Source organism: Burkholderia orbicola (assembly GCF_900100915.1).
GTDB classification, from domain to species: Bacteria; Pseudomonadota; Gammaproteobacteria; order Burkholderiales; family Burkholderiaceae; genus Burkholderia; species Burkholderia orbicola.
Genome location: NZ_FNKW01000002.1, coordinates 1,349,668 through 1,365,350 on the forward strand (window position 1 = coordinate 1,349,668; position 15,683 = coordinate 1,365,350).

The window sequence follows — 15,683 nt, forward strand, 5'->3', positions numbered from 1 at the left end:
GCGTCCGCCTGCGCAACACTATGATAGTCCGGACTATCTCGAAAAGGAGTCGACATGCATGCATGGCACCTCAAACCGGGCGACGGCATTGCCGGGCTCGGGCGCATCGACGCGACGCCGCGCCCGGTCGGGCCGACCGACGTCGTCGTGAAGATTCACTCGGCCGCGCTGAACTATCGCGACCTGATGTTCGCGCGCGGCGACTATCTGGGTATCGGCAAGGAAGCGCTGATCCCGGTCGCCGACGGCGCCGGCGAAGTGGTCGAGACCGGCCGCGACGTCACGCGCTTCAAGCCGGGCGACCGCGTGATCAACACCTACTTCCCGCGCTGGAGCGACGGGCCGCCGACGCCGCACAAAGTGTCGGGTTCGCCCGGCGCGCAATTCGACGGCGTGCTGGCCGAACGCTTCGTCGCCGACGAAACCGCGCTGGTCGCGATTCCCCCGCATCTCGACTACGACGAAGCGGCGACGCTGTCGTGCGCGGGCATCACCGCGTGGAACGCGCTGTTCGTCGGCGGCGGATTGAAGCCGGGCGCGACCGTCGTGCTGCTCGGCACGGGCGGCGTATCGATCATCGCGTTGCAGCTCGCGCAGGCCACGGGGTTGCGCACGATCGTCACGTCGTCGAGCGATGCGAAGCTCGAACGCGCCCGCACACTCGGTGCGGACGCAACGATCAACTATCGGACGACGCCCGAATGGCAACATGAAGTATTGCGGCTCACCGGCGGCGCGGGCGCGGATCTCGTCGTCGAAGTCGGCGGCCGCGATACGCTGCCGCGCTCGATCGCCGCGACGAAGCTCGGCGGCATCGTGTCGATCATCGGGGGCCTCAGCAGCTTCGGCGGGCCGGTACTCGATCTGCTGCCGCTGATCGGCGGCGTCAAGCAACTGCACGGCTTCATGGTCGGCAGCCGCGCGATGCTCGACGACGTCGTGCGGCTCGTCGACGCGAAGCGGATCAAGCCGGTGGTCGATCGCGTGTTCGGCTTCGACGAAGCGCCGCAAGCGTATGCGCACCTGCAATCGGGGCAGCATTTCGGCAAGGTGGTGATTCGCGTCGCGTCGTGACGCGTGAAGGGACGACGTACCGCGGCTCGACGCACCAGGCGCCGGCGCCGCGGCAGGCGTTTCCGGTCAGGCTCAGATCTTCGCGGTCAGCGTGATCCCGACCGTGCGCGGATCGCCGTACAGCGTCGGATACGCGCCATACGACGGCAACAGCTCGAGCTTCTTGTAGACCTTGTTCGTCAGGTTCGTCACGTAGCCGGTCACGATGTACTTCTGGTTCGGCGTCGTGTACGACACATGCGCGTTCAGCACCGTATAGCCGCCCTGCCACAGCTGCGGCATCGTCTGCCGCGTCGCGCTGAAGTACTCGCGGCTGCGGTAGTTCACGTCGCCGCCGGCCGTCAGCGTGCCGAACGACACCGGTACGCGATAGTCGAAGCCCGCGTTCAGCGTCGTATGCGGCGAACGTGCGAACGAGTTGCCCACGGCCGTCGGTACGTTGCGGAATTCCGTGTAGCGCGTGTTCAGCATCCCGAGGTTCGCGAACAGGTACAGGCTGTTGACCGGCTGCGCCTTCAGCTCCAGCTCGAAGCCGTCCGCGCGCCCCTGCCCCGCATTCGACAGCGTCGACACCGGCGGCCCGCCGAACGGGTTCGGCGCCAGCGCGAACACCTGGATGTCGCGATAGTCGTAGTGGAACACGCTCGCGTTGACGATCAGCCGCTTGTCGAACCATTCGCTCTTGATGCCTACTTCGTAATCGGTCAGGTACTCCGGCGACACGGTCGACACCGTGCTCTGTGTATACGCGTTGCCGTTGTAGCCGCCCGAGCGGAAGCCGCGCGCATAGCGAAAATACGCACGCACGTTGCTGCTGAGCGCATATTCGGGCGTGAGGTCCCAGGTCGGCGCGCGCCAGGTGTTCGTCTGGTTCTGCCGCGCGCTGACCGCGAGCGGCGACGACACCGACGACGGCGACCACCAGCTGTTCGGATCGCTGAACGTCACGTTGCCGGTATCCTGCAGCCCGGTGAGGTTGATGGTCTTGCGCTCGATCGTGTAACGCAGCCCGCCCGTCACGTTGAAGCGGTCGGTGAAGCGGTACTTGACGCTGCCGAAGATCGCCGCGCTCTGCGTGTGCTGCGTGAGATCCGTCAGGTGGTAGTACGCGGGCGACGGCGAGCCCGGCAGCCCGCCGCCAGCGCCCTGCTCGGCCAGTTGCTCGGTAAACAGGTGCGTGCCGACGATCCAGCTCAGGCGGTCGCTTTGCGGCGATTCGAGCCGGAATTCCTGCGAAAACTGCCGGCTCGACAGGCGGTCGTGCGAGCGTGCCGCATCGAACGGCGAATAGTCCTCGTCGTCCTGGTACCAGCGGTGCAGCCCTTCGAACGCGGTGATCGACGTCAGCGACACCGCCGGGTTGATGCGCCAGTGCGCGGTCAGCGACGTGCCCCACGTCGAGATGTGATCGCTCGACGGCGCATTGAGCGACACCGTATACGGATCGCTCGACCCGACGAAGCCGAACTGGTTCGTGCCGCCGCGCCCTGCGCCTTCCGCGTGCCATGCGTTGCCGCCGCCCGTGTAGTTGCGGCCATGGATGTTGAACAGGAAATCGGTGTCCGACGTCGGCACGGCGAGCACCTGGAAGCGCACCGCGTTGTCGTGGAAGCCGCCGAAGCGCCCCTGCTGCACCGTGTTCGTATAGAAGCTGTCGGCATTCTCGTGATACACCGACACGCGCGCGGCCAGCACGTCGTTCTTGCCGATCGGCCCGCCGATCGCCGCTTCCGCGAGCCGGCTGTTGTACTGGCCGAAGCCGAGCTTGCCGTAGCCGCTCACGTCGAACGTCGGCTTCTGCGACGTGATGTTGAGCGCGCCGCCGACCGTATTCTTGCCCCACAGCGTGCCCTGCGGCCCGCGCAGCACTTCGATGTGGTCGAGGTCGAACAGCGGAAAGCCCTGCCCGAACACGCTGTTGATGTACACGTCGTCGAAGTACACGCCGATCGGGCTCAGCGACAGGTCCGACGGATCGTTGCTGCCGACGCCGCGCAGGAACCAGCGCGGCCGTTCGCGGCCCTCGGTCGATTGCCCGGTGAAGTTCGGCACGTACTTCGTCACGTCGTTGATCACGCGCAGCTCGTTGTTCTTGATCGCATCGCCGCTCAGCGCGCTGACCGCGACCGGCACGTCCTGGATGCGCTCCTTGCGCCGGCGCGCCGTCACGGTCACCGTGCCGAGGTTCGTTTCGCGTACGGCCGTGCCGCGGTTCGCACGCACCGCCTTCGGTGCGGCCGCGGCCGCGTCGTCCGATGCCTGTTGCGCCGGCTTCGCGTCCGGCGCCCCCGCCGTCGCCGCGCCATCTTCTGCCCATGCGGGCAACGATACGGCGCCGCCCGTCAGCAGTCCCCCCAGCGCGGTGACGATTAGTTTTTTCCTGAACATCGATGAGTCATCCTGTTTGATCGGTTGAACGCAGTGCGTGCGCGACGCACGGGTTCTCTCATGCAATTCGGATGCCAGCATCGACAGGCCCGTCGCACGGGGCGCGCGGCGGCCCTGCTGCGCCCGTGTTGCTGCATGCGCATCTGTGGAAGCGGAAAATTGCTGGTCACGCAACACCGCACGATGCCGAATTCGTCAGGACAGCTTCGCAGGCAGCGCTTGCGTCGCGCCGCGACGCCCGTGTGCGAGCCGCAGCGCGAGCGCGACCAGCACGACGACCGGCAGCCAGCACAGAAACACGGCCCGCAACCCGACGAGCGGCGCGAGCGCGCTGCCGACCAGCGGGCCGCAGAACGCGCCGGTCATCGACGCGAGGTTGTAGAGGCTCGATACCTGGCTCTTGTCGGCCGGATGACGGCCGAGATGCTGCATGTTGACGAGATGCAGCAGCGACGAGCCGGCGCACAACGCGGCGAGCCCCGCGCCGACGATCCAAGCATCGCGCCCGAGGCCGAGCGCGAGCAGCCCGGCCATGCCGCCCGCGAGGCCGAGTGCATGACAGCGGCGCTCGGTCATGCGCTGCGCGACGCGCCCGAGCCCGAACAGCGCGATCACCGCGACCGCGCCCTGCAACGTCAGCAGTGCGACGGCACGCGTCTGCGTGAGACCGAGCGACTGAATCGCGAGCACCACCGTATAGGTGCCGACGAGCGCGCGCGTCGCGCTGTTCACCGCTTCCACGACGAGCTGCTCGCGGATGTCGCGGCTCCACGCGAGCGCGAACAGCGCGCGCAGGCCACCGGTTCGACGTAACGCGCCGCGCGATGGTGGCGCCGCCTCGCCGAGCAACACGCGGCTGAACAGCGCCATCCCCGCGAAGCTCCCCGACGCCACGCAGAACGTCGCGACCGCACCGTGCGTGCCGATCAGCCCGCTCGCGAGCCACGGCCCCACCATCCCCGTGCCGATCGACATCGCCGCGCGATACCAGCCCGCGCGGGCGAGGCCGATCTGCGCGAGCCGCGCGAGAAACACGCCGTTGATCGATACGATCCGGAACGGGATGCACAGCCCGATCAGCCCCTGCGTGAGCGCGATCAGCGGCCATGCGCCCGTGAACGGCACGACGAGATTGAGCAGCATCGGCCCCATGCTCGCGGCGAAGTACACGCGGCGCGCACCGTAGCGCGCGACCAGCAGCCCGGCCGGCAACGTCATCAGCGCGATACCGAGCGGCTCCATCGCGGCGATGATGCCGAGCCGCGCGTCGTCGACGCCGAGCGCCAGCGCATACAGCGTCGTCGCGAGCTGCGCCATGCTGATCGTCGTGCCGCTCGCGAGCGCGAGCAGCATGAAGCCACCGGTGAAGCGCTCGCGCCGCCATGCGTCGGCGACGCGTGCCGGCGTGCTCACCGCGACAGCGTCGCGATGCCGGCGAGCGCGCGCCGGTCGATCCACGCGCGCACGTCGAAGTCGGCGGGCAGGAACCGCCAGTCGACCAGAAAGCGCTTGAAATCGTCGAGCGCGGCGATCGACGCTTCGTCGAGATCCGTGCGCAGCCGCCGGTGCACGTCCACGCCGTACGCGAGCCGCAGCCAGTCATGGCCCGACCCCGTCTCGCGGCCGAGATAGCCGAGCACTTCGTGCTCGTGCTCGCGCGCCCAGCCTTCGACGTCGGTCACGCGTGCGAGAAAGCGGCTGACGATGTCGGGATGGCGTTCGAGCGTCGACGCATTGACGGTCAGCGGGCGCGGCGAGCCGTTATTGATGCGGATCTGCGGATCGGGATGAAAGCCGATGTCGACCACTGGCTGCGCGCCGATCAGGTGCGCGGTTTCGAGCCCGAGCGATCCCTTCACGTAGATCGCGTCGACGTCGCCGCGCACCAGCGCGGCCGCCTCGGCCGCATAGAGCCGGCGGCTCGACAGGCTCGCCGGATGACTGAACGCCGCGTCGCGGGTCGCGGGCGTCGACACCGGCGCGCGCAGGTTCGATGCCGGTACGTCGACCCATTCGACGTCGCCGGGGCTGAGCCCGTCGAGCGACAGCGCGCTCACGAAGCCGCGCAGCGCCGCCGCCCGGAAGATGTCGATCCGCTCGCCGTCGCGGCGCGGCAGGCCGATGCGGCGCCCGCGCAGGTCCTTCGGCCGCGCGAGGCCGGCTTCCGGCAGCGCGACGATCGCCTGCGCCTCGTCGACCCAGGTCAGCGCGACCACGCGCGTGTCGGCGCCGGACGCGCGCGCCCACAGCGCCGGAATGCTGCCGCCCTGCCGGAACGCGTTGTCGAGCGAATGGTCGACGTGCGCGTGATGCAGCGCCGCGTGCTGGCTTTCCTGCAGCGCGCGCACGGTGATGCCGTCGCCGGCGAATTCGTGATCCAGCCAGCCGAGATGCGCGGCGATGCCGAGCGGTGTCGGCACCGGACAGCGCGTGTACCAGATCGACTGAACGTTGTGTGAAGCCGTAGTGCTCATGAATGCGTTCGCAAAAAAGGAGTCGTGAAACGCGCGTCAGCCGCGCGGCGCGGTGAGCACCGACAATCGCGTGATGCCCGCGTGCTCGATCGCGGCCATCAGCTTCGCGACAGTGCCGTACGGCACGTGCTCGTCGGCCTGCAGGTCGAGCGCGACGTCGGGCCGGCCGGCCTTCAGCGCGGCCAGCTCGGCTGGCACCGTGTCGAGCGCGACCGCGCGCTTGTCGAGGTACACGACGCCCTTGCCGTCGACGCTCACGGTCACGTTCGGCTTGCGGTCGGCCGGCGCGGTGGCGACGGTGTTCGGCAGATTCACGTGCACCGCGTTGTTCAGCAGCGGCGCGGTGACGATGAAGGCGACCAGCAGCACGAGCATCACGTCGACGAGCGGCGTGATGTTGATTTCGCTGAGCACGTCGTCGTTGTCGGAGGAGGACGAGAAGGCCATTATGCGAACGCCTCCTGGCGGGTGTCGTCGGAACGGCGCGCCGGCACGGCGGCGGGCACGGCGGCCGGCACGCGGAAGCCGGCTTTCTGCGCGAGCGTGACGAAGTCGGTCGCGAACGCGTCGAGATCGGCCGACGCGGCCTTCACGCGGCGCACGAAGAAGTTGTACGCGAGCACGGCCGGCACCGCGACCGCGATGCCGATGCCGGTCGCGACCAGCGCTTCGCCGATCGGCCCGGCCACGACGTCGATGCTCGCCGACGCGCTGTGCGTGATCGCGGTCAGCGCATGGATGATGCCGAACACGGTGCCGAACAGCCCGACGAACGGCGCGGTGCTGCCGATCGACGCGAGCACCGCGAGCCCCGCTTCCTCGCGCCGGCGCGCGTTGTGGATCTGCTGGCGCAGATGGCGTTCGAGCAGGTCGTGGCGGCTCCAGCTGTGTTCGAGATCGTGCGCGCTGCTCTCGTCGGCGCGTCGCAGTGCGTCGAAGCCCGTCGCGGCGAGTTCGCCCACCGGGCTGTTGGCGCCGTCGAGCGCGGCCGCGTCGTGGAAGCTGTTCGCGGCCCAGAACGCGCTGACGTAACGCCGGTTGCGCGCGCTCGAGCGCAGGCTCTGGATCGCCTTCACGACGATCAGCGTCCATGTGACGACGGAGAAGACGACCAGCAGCCAGAGCGCGCCCTGGACGATGAAGGTGGTCGGGATAGCGTTCATGATGTGAGTTCCTTGAAAAATGTGCGGGCGGCCCGGCGGGTCAGCCCAGCTTGAAATCGATCGGCACGTTCACCCAGCCGTCGACCGCTTCGTCGCCGCGCTTCGCGGGGACGAAGGTCCAGCGCTTCACGGCGGCCACGGCCGCGCTATCGAGCAGGCGGCGGCCGCTGCTCGTGCGAACCTCGACCGAATCGGGCGTGCCGCTCGCGAGCACGTGCACGCGCAGCACGACGCGCCCTTCCCAGCCCTGGTCCTGCGCGAACGCCGGATAGTCGGGCGCCGGGTTGCGCAGGTACGCCGCGTCGCCGATCGGCGCGGTTTCGCGCACGGGTACGGCGGGTGCGGGCGCAGGCGCCTGAATCGGGGCAGCGGGCGCGGCGACGGCCGGCGTCGCCGGCACGGGTGCAGGTGCGGCTTCGCGCGTCGCCTGCGGCGTGGCCGCCGGCGCCGGACGCGGTACGGCCGCGCGCGGCTTCGGCGGGACCGGCGCCTGCTTCAACGGCTTCGGCGGCACGACCGGCGGTGGCGGATGCGCGGCCTGCGGCAACGGTTCGGGCGGCCGCGTCAGCTCGACCGTCATCGGCAACGGCCGCGGCGGCTGCACGGGCGGTGCGGCAGGCACGCGCGCGGCCAGCAGCGCGACGCCCGCATGCAGCGCCGCGATGGCCAGCGCAATCGCCGCCGCGCCACGCCATCCGTTCGCCGGTGCGGCCCGTGCGTCGACCTGCGCGGACGGCGGCAGCGACGGCGGCCGCGCAACCGCCGCCACCGTGCGCGGCGCCGCACGTGCCGCATGCCGGCGTGCGGGCGGCACGCCGTATTCGATCGTCAGCCCTGTCATGTTCGACTCCTTGCAATGACACGCCGCGGCGCGCTACGCGACCCACGCATGGCGGTGCCGGTCGATCTGCGTGAACGGCGCCGGATCGATCCACGCGCGCGCGTCGAAATCGTGTTCGAGAAAGCCCCACTCGACGAGAAAATCCTTGAACGCGACCAGCCCGTCGATCGACGTCGGCGCGAGCCCGGTTTCCAGATGGCGATGCACATCCGCGCCATACGCGTAGCGCACCCACTCGTCGGATGCACGCGTTTCGCGGCCGATATACGCGACCGTCTCCGCCGGATGGCGCGCGGCCCAGTCGCCCGCGCCGACCACGACCGACAGGAAGCGGCTCACGAGATCGGGGCGCGCGTCGATCAGCGCGCGGTCGACGGTCAGCGTGCGCGGCGTGCCGTTGCCGATCCGCACCAGCGGATCGGGATGCGCGCCGAGATCGATGACGACCTGCGCGTCGATCAGATGCACGGTTTCCAGCCCGGCCACGCCCTTCACGAACACCGCGTCGACGTCGCCGCGCACGAGCGCAGCGATTTCGAGCCCGTATTCGTGCGGGCCGCGCGTGAACGACGCGGGCCCGGTGTGGCGCTCGCGCGTGTCGGGCAGGTCGACCCATTCGGCGTCGCCGTGGCCAAGCCCTTCCAGCTCGAGCGCGCTCAGGAACCCCTTCAGCGCGGCCGCGCGCCAGAAGTCGATGCTGATCGGATGGCGCGGCAAGCCGAGCCGTCGGCCGCGCAGGTCGCGCGCGGTGCGGATGCCGCGCTCGGGCAGCGTGACGATCGCCTGGAATTCGTTGGTCCACGATAGGCCGATCACGCGCGTATCGGCGCCGCGGGCCCGCGCCCACAGCGCGGGAATGTTGCCGCCCTGCCGGAACGAGTGCGGCAGGCTGTGATCGAAGTGCGATTCGCGCTTGTCGGCGTCGGCCGTCTCCTGCAGCGAATGGAGTGCGATGCCGTCCGGCCCGAACTCCTCGTCGAACCAGCCGCGATGCACGGCGATGCCGAGCGCGGTCGGCACCGGGCAGCGCGTGTACCAGAGTGCGTCGCAAGCCGTGGCCTGCGCAGCGAGTGCCGTCATGGTGAGTGTCCTTGTCGTTGTCATGGGTGCGTGGCGGCGGGCCGCCGCGCTCAGGCGCCGGCCACGCGCAGCGCCGCCTGCGTGCCGCGCGCGTTCAGCGCGCCGTCGACGAGCGGCAGCACTTCCTCGCCCACGCGGTACGCTTCTTCGAGGTGCGGGTTGCTCGCGAGGATGAACGTCGACACGCCGATCTCGACGTATTCCGCGAGCCGCTCGGCCACCTGCTCGTGGCTGCCGACGATCACGCACCCGGGGCCGCCACGGATCTGCGACATCCCGGCCCACAGGTTCGGGCCGACGATCAGGTCGTCGAAGTGCTGCGTGTTGCCCTGGTGCAGCGCGAACTGGCGTTTCGCTCCGACCGATTCCGACGCTGCGCCGCGCCCGCCGAAGCCATTGCGCGTCGTGTCGCCCACCGTCGCGAACATCTGCCGCAGCTCGGCCCACGCCTGCTCCTCGGTCTCGCGCGCCAGGATGTCGATGCGCATGCCGAAGCGCAGATCGCGCTCGGCGTTCTGCCGGTCGAGCGCGCGGCGCGCCGCATCGATCACTTCCTTCTGCTTCGCGAGCGGCTCGCCCCAGCTCAGGTGCACGTCGCCGTGCTTCGCGGCGACCGCGAGCGCGGCGTCGCTCGCGCCGGCCAGATAGATCCGCGGCGGCTTCTGGCCGCTCAGCGGCGGCAGCAAACCGCCCTCCTCGACGCGATAGAAGCGGCCGTCGAACGTGAACGGCGCGCCGGCCGCGACGCCCTTCACGACATCGAGGAATTCGTCGGTGCGCGCATAGCGACTGTCGTGATCGATGAAGTCGCCGTACGCACGCTGGTCGGGCCCGCCGCCGCCCGTGACGACGTTCCACTCGACGCGGCCGCGGCTGATCCGCTGCAGGCTCGCGGCCATCTGCGCCGCATAGACCGGATGCACGAAATGCGGCTGCAGCGCGATCAGCAAGCGCAGCCGGCGCGTCTCGCGCGCCAGCGCGGCCGCCACGACCCACGGTTCCTCGGTGAAGCGGAAGATCGGAATCAGCGCGCCGTGGAAGCCGGCGATGTCGGCCGCGCGCGCGACCTGCGACAGATAGTCGATGTAGCCGAACGCGTCGTCGTCGACTTTCGGTGCGACGCGCGACGCGCGCTGGCGATTCCATTCGCCGCGCGTATGCAGATCGTGTGCGCGCCGACCGTCGCCGTGCATCGGCAGGCGCCACAGAAATTCAACAGCCATCGGGATTCTCCTTGTCGGCCCGTTCGGATTGCGTGCGGCACCGGCGTGCCGCGCGTTTGTAGCGCTGTAAAGCACGCGGTGTGCCAACGGGTTCGCCGCGACATGCGCGAAGCCGCCGGCGAATGCGCGCGGCGCCTTGCGGGTCGGGCGTGCGCGACGATTCGAATCATGTGCGCCGGGTGCCGCCGGACATGTCGCGACACGCACCCGTGCCGCTGCTGCTTCCGCCGCACCGGTGCTGCGCGCGCAACAGCGCCCGACGCGACTGTTGCTCACGCAACAACGCAGGGGACTGCCGCCATGCCGCGCATCGCCCGCGAGGCCCGCGGCAGCAGCCGCACGGCGGTTGCCGTTCACTGGCCCGGAACTTGCAACGTGGAACGGCCCGCGCGGGCGACACCGCGCCTCGACCACGCTTACCCAGACAGGGGAATCTCACACATGACAGACAGGCCCGATTCGTCATCGGACAAGCAGCAGACGTTCTGGTACGCCCGATCGCCAGTGCCGACGCCGCTCGGCATCGCCGTGCATCTCGGCTGGCTCAACGGCGAGACGTCGGCCGACGGCGTCGCGATCCGCTCGCCGCGCGGCGCCACGCGGCACGACGTGTCGTCGATCAGCGACCACACGCTCGCGCAGTCGTTTCGTCAGGGCGGCAGCATCCCCGCGATGTGGGCGCGCTCGAACGACGCGAACACACGCGTGATCGGGTTGTCGTGGGTCGACGAATCGCAGCTGATCCTCGCGCGCCCCGAGTCGGGCATCCGCTCCGTGAAGGCGTTGCGCGGGCGCCGGATCGCGATTCCGAGCCGCCCCGACGATCGCATCGACATCTTTCGCGCGTCGGCGCTGCGCGGCTTCGTCAATGCGCTGAGCCTCGACGGGCTGACGCTCGGCGACGTCGAACGCGTCGACGTGCGCGCCCGCACGCTGCAAGCCGTCGGCCCGGCGCGCGCGGCGAGCCTGTTCGCGTCGCCGCAAGGCTTTTCGAGCCGTGCGCTGTATGCGGCCGAAGCCGGCGCGCTGCTGCGCGGCGAAGTCGACGCGATCTACGTGAAGGGTTCGACGGGCCTCGAGATCGCGCAACTGATCGGCGCACACGTCGTGATCGACATCGGCTTTCATCCGGAGCGCTCGATCCGCAACAACAACGGCACGCCGCGCCCGCTGACCGTCAACGCGGACGTGCTCGCGAACCACCCCGACATCGTCGCCGGCTTCCTGAAACTCGTGGTCGCCGCCGGCGAATGGGCCGGCACGCATCCTGACGAAACCGCGCACTACGTGGCCGGCGAAACCGCGTCGTCGATCGACTGGGTGCGCGCCGCGTACGGCAACCAGTTGCACCGGCATCTCGGCATCAATCTCGACGACGAATCGGTCGCCGCGCTCGACGAGTTCAAGACCTTCCTGCACGACCACGGTTTTCTGGAAGCCGATTTCGACGTCGCCGACTGGATCGATCCGCGCCCGCTCGCCGACGTGCTGCGGCCGTCGTTGCAGAAGCGCGCGTGAGCCCCTTTCACGTTCACTGCTCCGGACCATCATGAAACCCACACTCTCCCTCGCGTCGCTGCATCGCCCGCTGCGCGCGCTGCTCGCCGCGCTGCCCTTGGCCGTCGCATCGTTCGTCACGCCCGCCGCCCACGCGCAAGACGCGCCCAAGGTCGTGCGAATCGCCGTCGTCGCGTATTCGAGCGGCGGCAAGACGCAATACGCGGGCGCTTCCGCGCTGATCGACGCCGACAAGTCGCTCGAAAAAGCGCTCGCCGCGCGACACGTGACGCTGCAATGGGTGCCGGTGTCGACCGCCGCGGTCGGCACGCTCGTCAACGAGGCATTCACGAACGGCAGCATCGATTTCGCCGGCTACGGCGACCTGCCGTCGGTGGTCGTCAACGCGTCGGGCACGCACACGCGCCTGATCGTGCCGGGCGGCGTCGGCAGCAACACCTATCTGGTCGTGCCGGCCGGCTCGAGCGCGAAGTCGATCGTCGACCTCAAGGGCAAGCGCATCGCCCTCAATCGCGGCCGGCCGTGGGAAGTGCCGTTCAGCAAGCTGCTCGCCGAGAACGGGCTGAAGCTGTCCGACTTCAGGATCTACAACCTCGATCCGCAGGCCGGCGCGGCGGCCGTCGCGGCCGGCCGCGTCGACGGCTTCTTCACGCTGTCCGACGCGTATTCGCTCGTCGACAAGAACGTCGGCAAGATCATCTGGTCGACCAAGCGCGCGCCCGACGACTGGAAGATGCGCGCGGAACTGTGGGCGTCCGACGATTTCGTGCGGCGCTACCCCGATATCACGCAGATCGTCGCGACGGCCTACGTCCGGGCCGCGCACTGGATCTCGCAGCCGCAGAACCGCGACGCGTACGTGAAGATCCTGAGCGCGTCCGGCCAGCCGGAAAGCGTCGTGCGCCGCGAATACGCGGACGAAGCGACGCCGTGGAAGGAGCAATGGACGCCGCTGTTCACGCCGGCGTTGACCGGCCATTACCGCGATGTCGTCGCGTACAGCCGCCAGGCCGGGCTGACGTCCGCGCCGGTCGACGTGAACGCGCTGCTCGCGCCGACCTTCGTGTCGACCGCGCTCAAGCAGCTCGGCCTCGACGGCTACTGGCGCGCCGACGCCCCGCGCGTCGCGAGCCGCTGATGGCGACGCGCGCCCTCGCGCCGAACGGCTTGCGCGCGGCGGTTCGCCTGCCGGGCGTCGCGCGGCTCGGCGACCACGCGCTGTGGTGGATCACGCCCGTCGCATTCGCCGCGCTGTGGTGGCTCGCTAGCGCGCAGCGCTGGTTTCCGCCGCAGCTCGTCGTGCCGCCCGAGCGCCTCGCGGCGACGCTGCGCACGCTGCTCGACACCGGCGAACTGCGCGACAACCTGTCGATCACGCTGCACCGCCTCGCGCTCGGTTTCGCGATCGGCGCGACCAGCGGCGCCGCATTCGGCATCCTGCTCGCACGCAGCCGGCTGTTCGCCGACTACCTGCGGCCGACCTTCGACCTGTTGCGGCAATTGCCCACGCTCACATTGATTCCGCTGCTGATCCTGCTGATCGGCGTCGACGAACCGTTGAAGCTCGTCGTGGTCGGCAAGGCCGTGTTCTTCCCGGTCGCACTGGCCGCGTACACGGGCGTGCACGACGCGCCGCGCGATCTCGTCGAGATGGCGCGCCACTACGGGCTCGGCCGCTTCGCGCTGCTGCGCGACGTGCTGCTGCCGGCCGCGCTGCCACCGCTACTGACCGGCGTGCGGATCGCGCTCGCGCGTGCGTGGCTCGCGCTCGTCGCGGTCGAGCTGCTCAGCGCGGACAGCGGCATCGGCCAGATGATGGAACTCGCCCGGCAGATGCTGCGGCTCGACGTGGTGCTCGTCGACGTCGCGGTAATCGGGCTGATCGGCTTTGCGCTCGACCGCTCGATCGCACTCGTCCAACGTTATGCGCTGCGCTGGCAGACGCCCGTGCGCTGACCCTGACCGGAACCGCTTCGGCATGACCTTCGTTACCCGCGTTGCCTCGCTCGCCCCGCTGCGCCGCCGCGCGCGCGGCCTCGTCGTACCGGCGCTGCTGCTGGCCGCCTGGCAAACCGCCTCGTCCGGCGACGCGGCCCATCAATATGCGTTCGTGCCGCTGCAGCAGGTCGGCGCCGCGCTCGTCGAACTTGCGCGCAGCGGCGAACTCGCGACCGATCTCGGCGCGAGCCTGTGCCGCACGACGCTCGGGCTCGGCTTCGGCGTCGCGTTCGGGCTCGTGTTCGGCGCGGCGATGGCGCGCTCGACGCTCGCACGCAAGCTCGGCGAACCGGCGTTCCAGGCGCTGCGCTACGTACCGCTGCTCGGGCTGATTCCGCTGCTGAGCCTGTGGGCCGGCACCGGCGAATTCGCGAAGGTGTTCATCATCGCGCTGGCCGCGTTCTACCCGATGACCACCGCCAGCTTCGACGGGTTGCGCCGCGTCGATCCGCGCTACGTCGAACTCGCGCAGTCGTATCGCCTGACCCGTATCGGCCTGTGGCGCGACGTGCTGATCCCCGGCGCATTGCCCGACCTGTTCGCGGGCGTGCTGCAGGCCGTGCCGTTCGCGTGGATCACCGCGACCAGCAGCGAGCTGCTGTTCAATACGGGCGCCGGCGTCGGCAGCCTGATGCAGAACGCGCAGGCCGGCGCGCGCGCCGACGTGCTGCTGGTGTGCGTGCTCGGCGTGACGGCGCTGGCCGTCGGCATGAGTACGTTATGCGAGCGGATCGCCCAGCGCGCGCTGCGCTGGCGCGATCACGCCTGACGGCGCAGCCGCGCGCCGGTGTCGGCGTCGCCGCCGTCGCCCGCGTCGCGCGGCTTCAGGATGCCGAGCTGCGCGAGCCGGGCCCGCACGATGTTGCGCGACTGGTCGAGCAGGCGCGACATCCGCAGCTGGTTGTGCTCGCTGTAGTCGAACACGCTGCGATACACGGTGTCCTCGATGTGCTGCCACAGCGCCGGCGTGCCGAGATCCAGCAGTTCGATCACCGCGTGGCGCAGTGCGTCGGTCGCTTCGGCCACGTCGCGCGCGCGGCGCGGCGGTGCGGCGGTCGCACCTGCTGCGTCCGCCGGATCGGGCGCAAGTGACAGCGCGGAGAACTGCAAATCGCCGACGTCGATCGCGCCGCCTGCGCAGATCAGCACCGCGTGGTGAATCACGTTCTCCAGTTCGCGGATGTTGCCGGGCCATGCATGCGCATGAAGCCGCGCGCGAGCGGCGTCGGTCAGCGTCGGCGCGGCCACGCGCAGCCGCTTCGCGTAGGTGTCGATGAAGTGTTCGATCAGCGGCGCGATGTCGCCCGGCCGCTCGCGCAGCGGCAACAGGCTCAGCTTCACGACGTTGAGCCGGTAGTACAGATCCTCGCGGAAATTACCCGCGCGCACCGCGGCTTCGAGATTCACGTTGGTCGCCGCGACGAGCCGCACGTCGATCTTCACGGTCTTGCGCGAGCCGACCGGCGTCACCTCGCGCTCCTGCAGCACACGCAGCAGCTTGACCTGCGCGGACAGCGGCAGGTCGCCCACTTCATCGAGAAACAGCGTGCCGCGATTCGCGGATTCGAACCAGCCGGGCTGGCTGTTGATCGCGCCGGTAAACGCGCCGCGCTCGTGGCCAAACAGCTCGCTTTCGATCAGCGTTTCCGAAAAAGCCCCGCAGTTGACCGCGACGAACGGCCCGTCGTGACGCTCGCTCAGCGAATGCACGAGGCGCGCGATCAGCTCCTTGCCCGTGCCGCTCTCGCCGGTGACGAGCACCGTCGCATCGCTCGGTGCGACGAGCTGGATGCGTTCGAGCAGCACCCGCGATTTGGGATCGTCGAACGTCAGTGCCTTCGCGCGAATCGTGATCGCGTGCGAAGTCGGGTCCGGCAAGCTGAAGATGGCCATGGCACGACCGGCGTGTTGAACGGGGAAGGTT

At 69.6% G+C, this 15,683-nt stretch carries 14 protein-coding genes; 5 read left to right on the top strand and 9 right to left on the bottom strand.

Annotation, left to right across the window (positions count from 1 at the left end):
* Window positions 1-54 precede the first annotated feature (54 nt).
* On the top strand, window positions 55-1,074 hold the full coding sequence (locus tag BLS50_RS22980) for a zinc-dependent alcohol dehydrogenase family protein (RefSeq protein WP_074804301.1): 1,020 nt from the start codon (window positions 55-57) through the stop codon (window positions 1,072-1,074).
* Window positions 1,075-1,146: 72 nt separating this feature from the next.
* Here the strand turns inward: BLS50_RS22980 and BLS50_RS22985 are convergent, their stop codons facing one another.
* From BLS50_RS22985 to BLS50_RS23020, 8 genes are all read right to left on the bottom strand, one after another.
* Window positions 1,147-3,462 (bottom strand): TonB-dependent receptor, encoded by a 2,316-nt coding sequence (locus BLS50_RS22985; RefSeq protein ID WP_074804303.1) that lies wholly within the window; start codon window positions 3,460-3,462, stop codon window positions 1,147-1,149.
* A gap of 195 nt (window positions 3,463-3,657) precedes the next feature.
* Window positions 3,658-4,875: an MFS transporter gene (locus BLS50_RS22990; RefSeq protein WP_074806624.1), complete on the bottom strand. Its 1,218-nt coding sequence runs from the start codon at window positions 4,873-4,875 to the stop codon at window positions 3,658-3,660.
* Complete coding sequence (locus BLS50_RS22995; protein WP_074804305.1) at window positions 4,872-5,936, bottom strand: ABC transporter substrate-binding protein; 1,065 nt, start codon at window positions 5,934-5,936, stop codon at window positions 4,872-4,874. The genes BLS50_RS22990 and BLS50_RS22995 overlap by 4 nt, the downstream gene beginning before the upstream one ends.
* A 36-nt stretch (window positions 5,937-5,972) precedes the next feature.
* Complete coding sequence (locus BLS50_RS23000; protein ID WP_006484323.1) at window positions 5,973-6,383, bottom strand: ExbD/TolR family protein; 411 nt, start codon at window positions 6,381-6,383, stop codon at window positions 5,973-5,975.
* Window positions 6,383-7,099 (bottom strand): MotA/TolQ/ExbB proton channel family protein, encoded by a 717-nt coding sequence (locus BLS50_RS23005; RefSeq protein ID WP_074804307.1) that lies wholly within the window; start codon window positions 7,097-7,099, stop codon window positions 6,383-6,385. The genes BLS50_RS23000 and BLS50_RS23005 overlap by 1 nt, the downstream gene beginning before the upstream one ends.
* Window positions 7,100-7,139: 40 nt before the next feature.
* Window positions 7,140-7,940: an energy transducer TonB gene (locus BLS50_RS23010; protein ID WP_074804309.1), complete on the bottom strand. Its 801-nt coding sequence runs from the start codon at window positions 7,938-7,940 to the stop codon at window positions 7,140-7,142.
* Window positions 7,941-7,973: 33 nt separating this feature from the next.
* On the bottom strand, window positions 7,974-9,020 hold the full coding sequence (locus tag BLS50_RS23015) for an ABC transporter substrate-binding protein (RefSeq protein ID WP_074804311.1): 1,047 nt from the start codon (window positions 9,018-9,020) through the stop codon (window positions 7,974-7,976).
* 50 nt (window positions 9,021-9,070) lie between these two features.
* The gene (locus tag BLS50_RS23020; protein WP_011694572.1) at window positions 9,071-10,243 is read right to left on the bottom strand and encodes an LLM class flavin-dependent oxidoreductase; all 1,173 of its coding nucleotides are present in this window, start codon (window positions 10,241-10,243) and stop codon (window positions 9,071-9,073) included.
* Between the two features lie 441 nt (window positions 10,244-10,684).
* Between BLS50_RS23020 and BLS50_RS23025 the strand changes: the two genes are divergently transcribed.
* The 4 genes from BLS50_RS23025 to BLS50_RS23040 are packed head-to-tail and all read left to right on the top strand — an operon-like array spanning window position 10,685 to window position 14,528.
* The gene (locus tag BLS50_RS23025) at window positions 10,685-11,761 is read left to right on the top strand and encodes an ABC transporter substrate-binding protein (RefSeq protein ID WP_011694571.1); all 1,077 of its coding nucleotides are present in this window, start codon (window positions 10,685-10,687) and stop codon (window positions 11,759-11,761) included.
* Between the two features lie 31 nt (window positions 11,762-11,792).
* Window positions 11,793-12,899: a PhnD/SsuA/transferrin family substrate-binding protein gene (locus tag BLS50_RS23030; RefSeq protein ID WP_074804313.1), complete on the top strand. Its 1,107-nt coding sequence runs from the start codon at window positions 11,793-11,795 to the stop codon at window positions 12,897-12,899.
* Window positions 12,899-13,717 carry an ABC transporter permease gene (locus tag BLS50_RS23035; RefSeq protein ID WP_074804315.1) on the top strand — a complete coding sequence of 273 codons (819 nt, stop codon included), beginning with the start codon at window positions 12,899-12,901 and terminating at the stop codon, window positions 13,715-13,717. Before BLS50_RS23030 ends, BLS50_RS23035 begins: the two co-directional genes overlap by 1 nt.
* Before the next feature lie 22 nt (window positions 13,718-13,739).
* On the top strand, window positions 13,740-14,528 hold the full coding sequence (locus BLS50_RS23040; RefSeq protein ID WP_074804317.1) for an ABC transporter permease: 789 nt from the start codon (window positions 13,740-13,742) through the stop codon (window positions 14,526-14,528).
* Here BLS50_RS23040 and BLS50_RS23045 read toward each other — a convergent pair.
* A complete protein-coding gene (locus BLS50_RS23045) occupies window positions 14,519-15,652 on the bottom strand; it encodes a sigma-54 interaction domain-containing protein (RefSeq protein ID WP_074804319.1) in 1,134 nt (377 codons plus the stop codon). The genes BLS50_RS23040 and BLS50_RS23045 overlap by 10 nt on opposite strands.
* Window positions 15,653-15,683: the final 31 nt, after the last annotated feature.

What these genes read in the sequence shown, in the direction of transcription:
- BLS50_RS23030 (WP_074804313.1), top strand. Translation starts at nt 11,793, where the DNA reads ATGAAACCCACACTCTCCCTCGCGTCGCTGCATCGCCCGCTGCGCGCG.
- BLS50_RS23015 (WP_074804311.1), bottom strand. Translation starts at nt 9,020, where the DNA reads ATGACGGCACTCGCTGCGCAGGCCACGGCTTGCGACGCACTCTGGTAC.
- BLS50_RS23020 (WP_011694572.1), bottom strand. Translation starts at nt 10,243, where the DNA reads ATGGCTGTTGAATTTCTGTGGCGCCTGCCGATGCACGGCGACGGTCGG.
- BLS50_RS23010 (WP_074804309.1), bottom strand. Translation starts at nt 7,940, where the DNA reads ATGACAGGGCTGACGATCGAATACGGCGTGCCGCCCGCACGCCGGCAT.
- BLS50_RS22985 (WP_074804303.1), bottom strand. Translation starts at nt 3,462, where the DNA reads ATGTTCAGGAAAAAACTAATCGTCACCGCGCTGGGGGGACTGCTGACG.
- BLS50_RS23045 (WP_074804319.1), bottom strand. Translation starts at nt 15,652, where the DNA reads ATGGCCATCTTCAGCTTGCCGGACCCGACTTCGCACGCGATCACGATT.
- BLS50_RS23005 (WP_074804307.1), bottom strand. Translation starts at nt 7,099, where the DNA reads ATGAACGCTATCCCGACCACCTTCATCGTCCAGGGCGCGCTCTGGCTG.
- BLS50_RS23000 (WP_006484323.1), bottom strand. Translation starts at nt 6,383, where the DNA reads ATGGCCTTCTCGTCCTCCTCCGACAACGACGACGTGCTCAGCGAAATC.
- BLS50_RS22995 (WP_074804305.1), bottom strand. Translation starts at nt 5,936, where the DNA reads ATGAGCACTACGGCTTCACACAACGTTCAGTCGATCTGGTACACGCGC.
- BLS50_RS23040 (WP_074804317.1), top strand. Translation starts at nt 13,740, where the DNA reads ATGACCTTCGTTACCCGCGTTGCCTCGCTCGCCCCGCTGCGCCGCCGC.
- BLS50_RS23035 (WP_074804315.1), top strand. Translation starts at nt 12,899, where the DNA reads ATGGCGACGCGCGCCCTCGCGCCGAACGGCTTGCGCGCGGCGGTTCGC.
- BLS50_RS22980 (WP_074804301.1), top strand. Translation starts at nt 55, where the DNA reads ATGCATGCATGGCACCTCAAACCGGGCGACGGCATTGCCGGGCTCGGG.
- BLS50_RS23025 (WP_011694571.1), top strand. Translation starts at nt 10,685, where the DNA reads ATGACAGACAGGCCCGATTCGTCATCGGACAAGCAGCAGACGTTCTGG.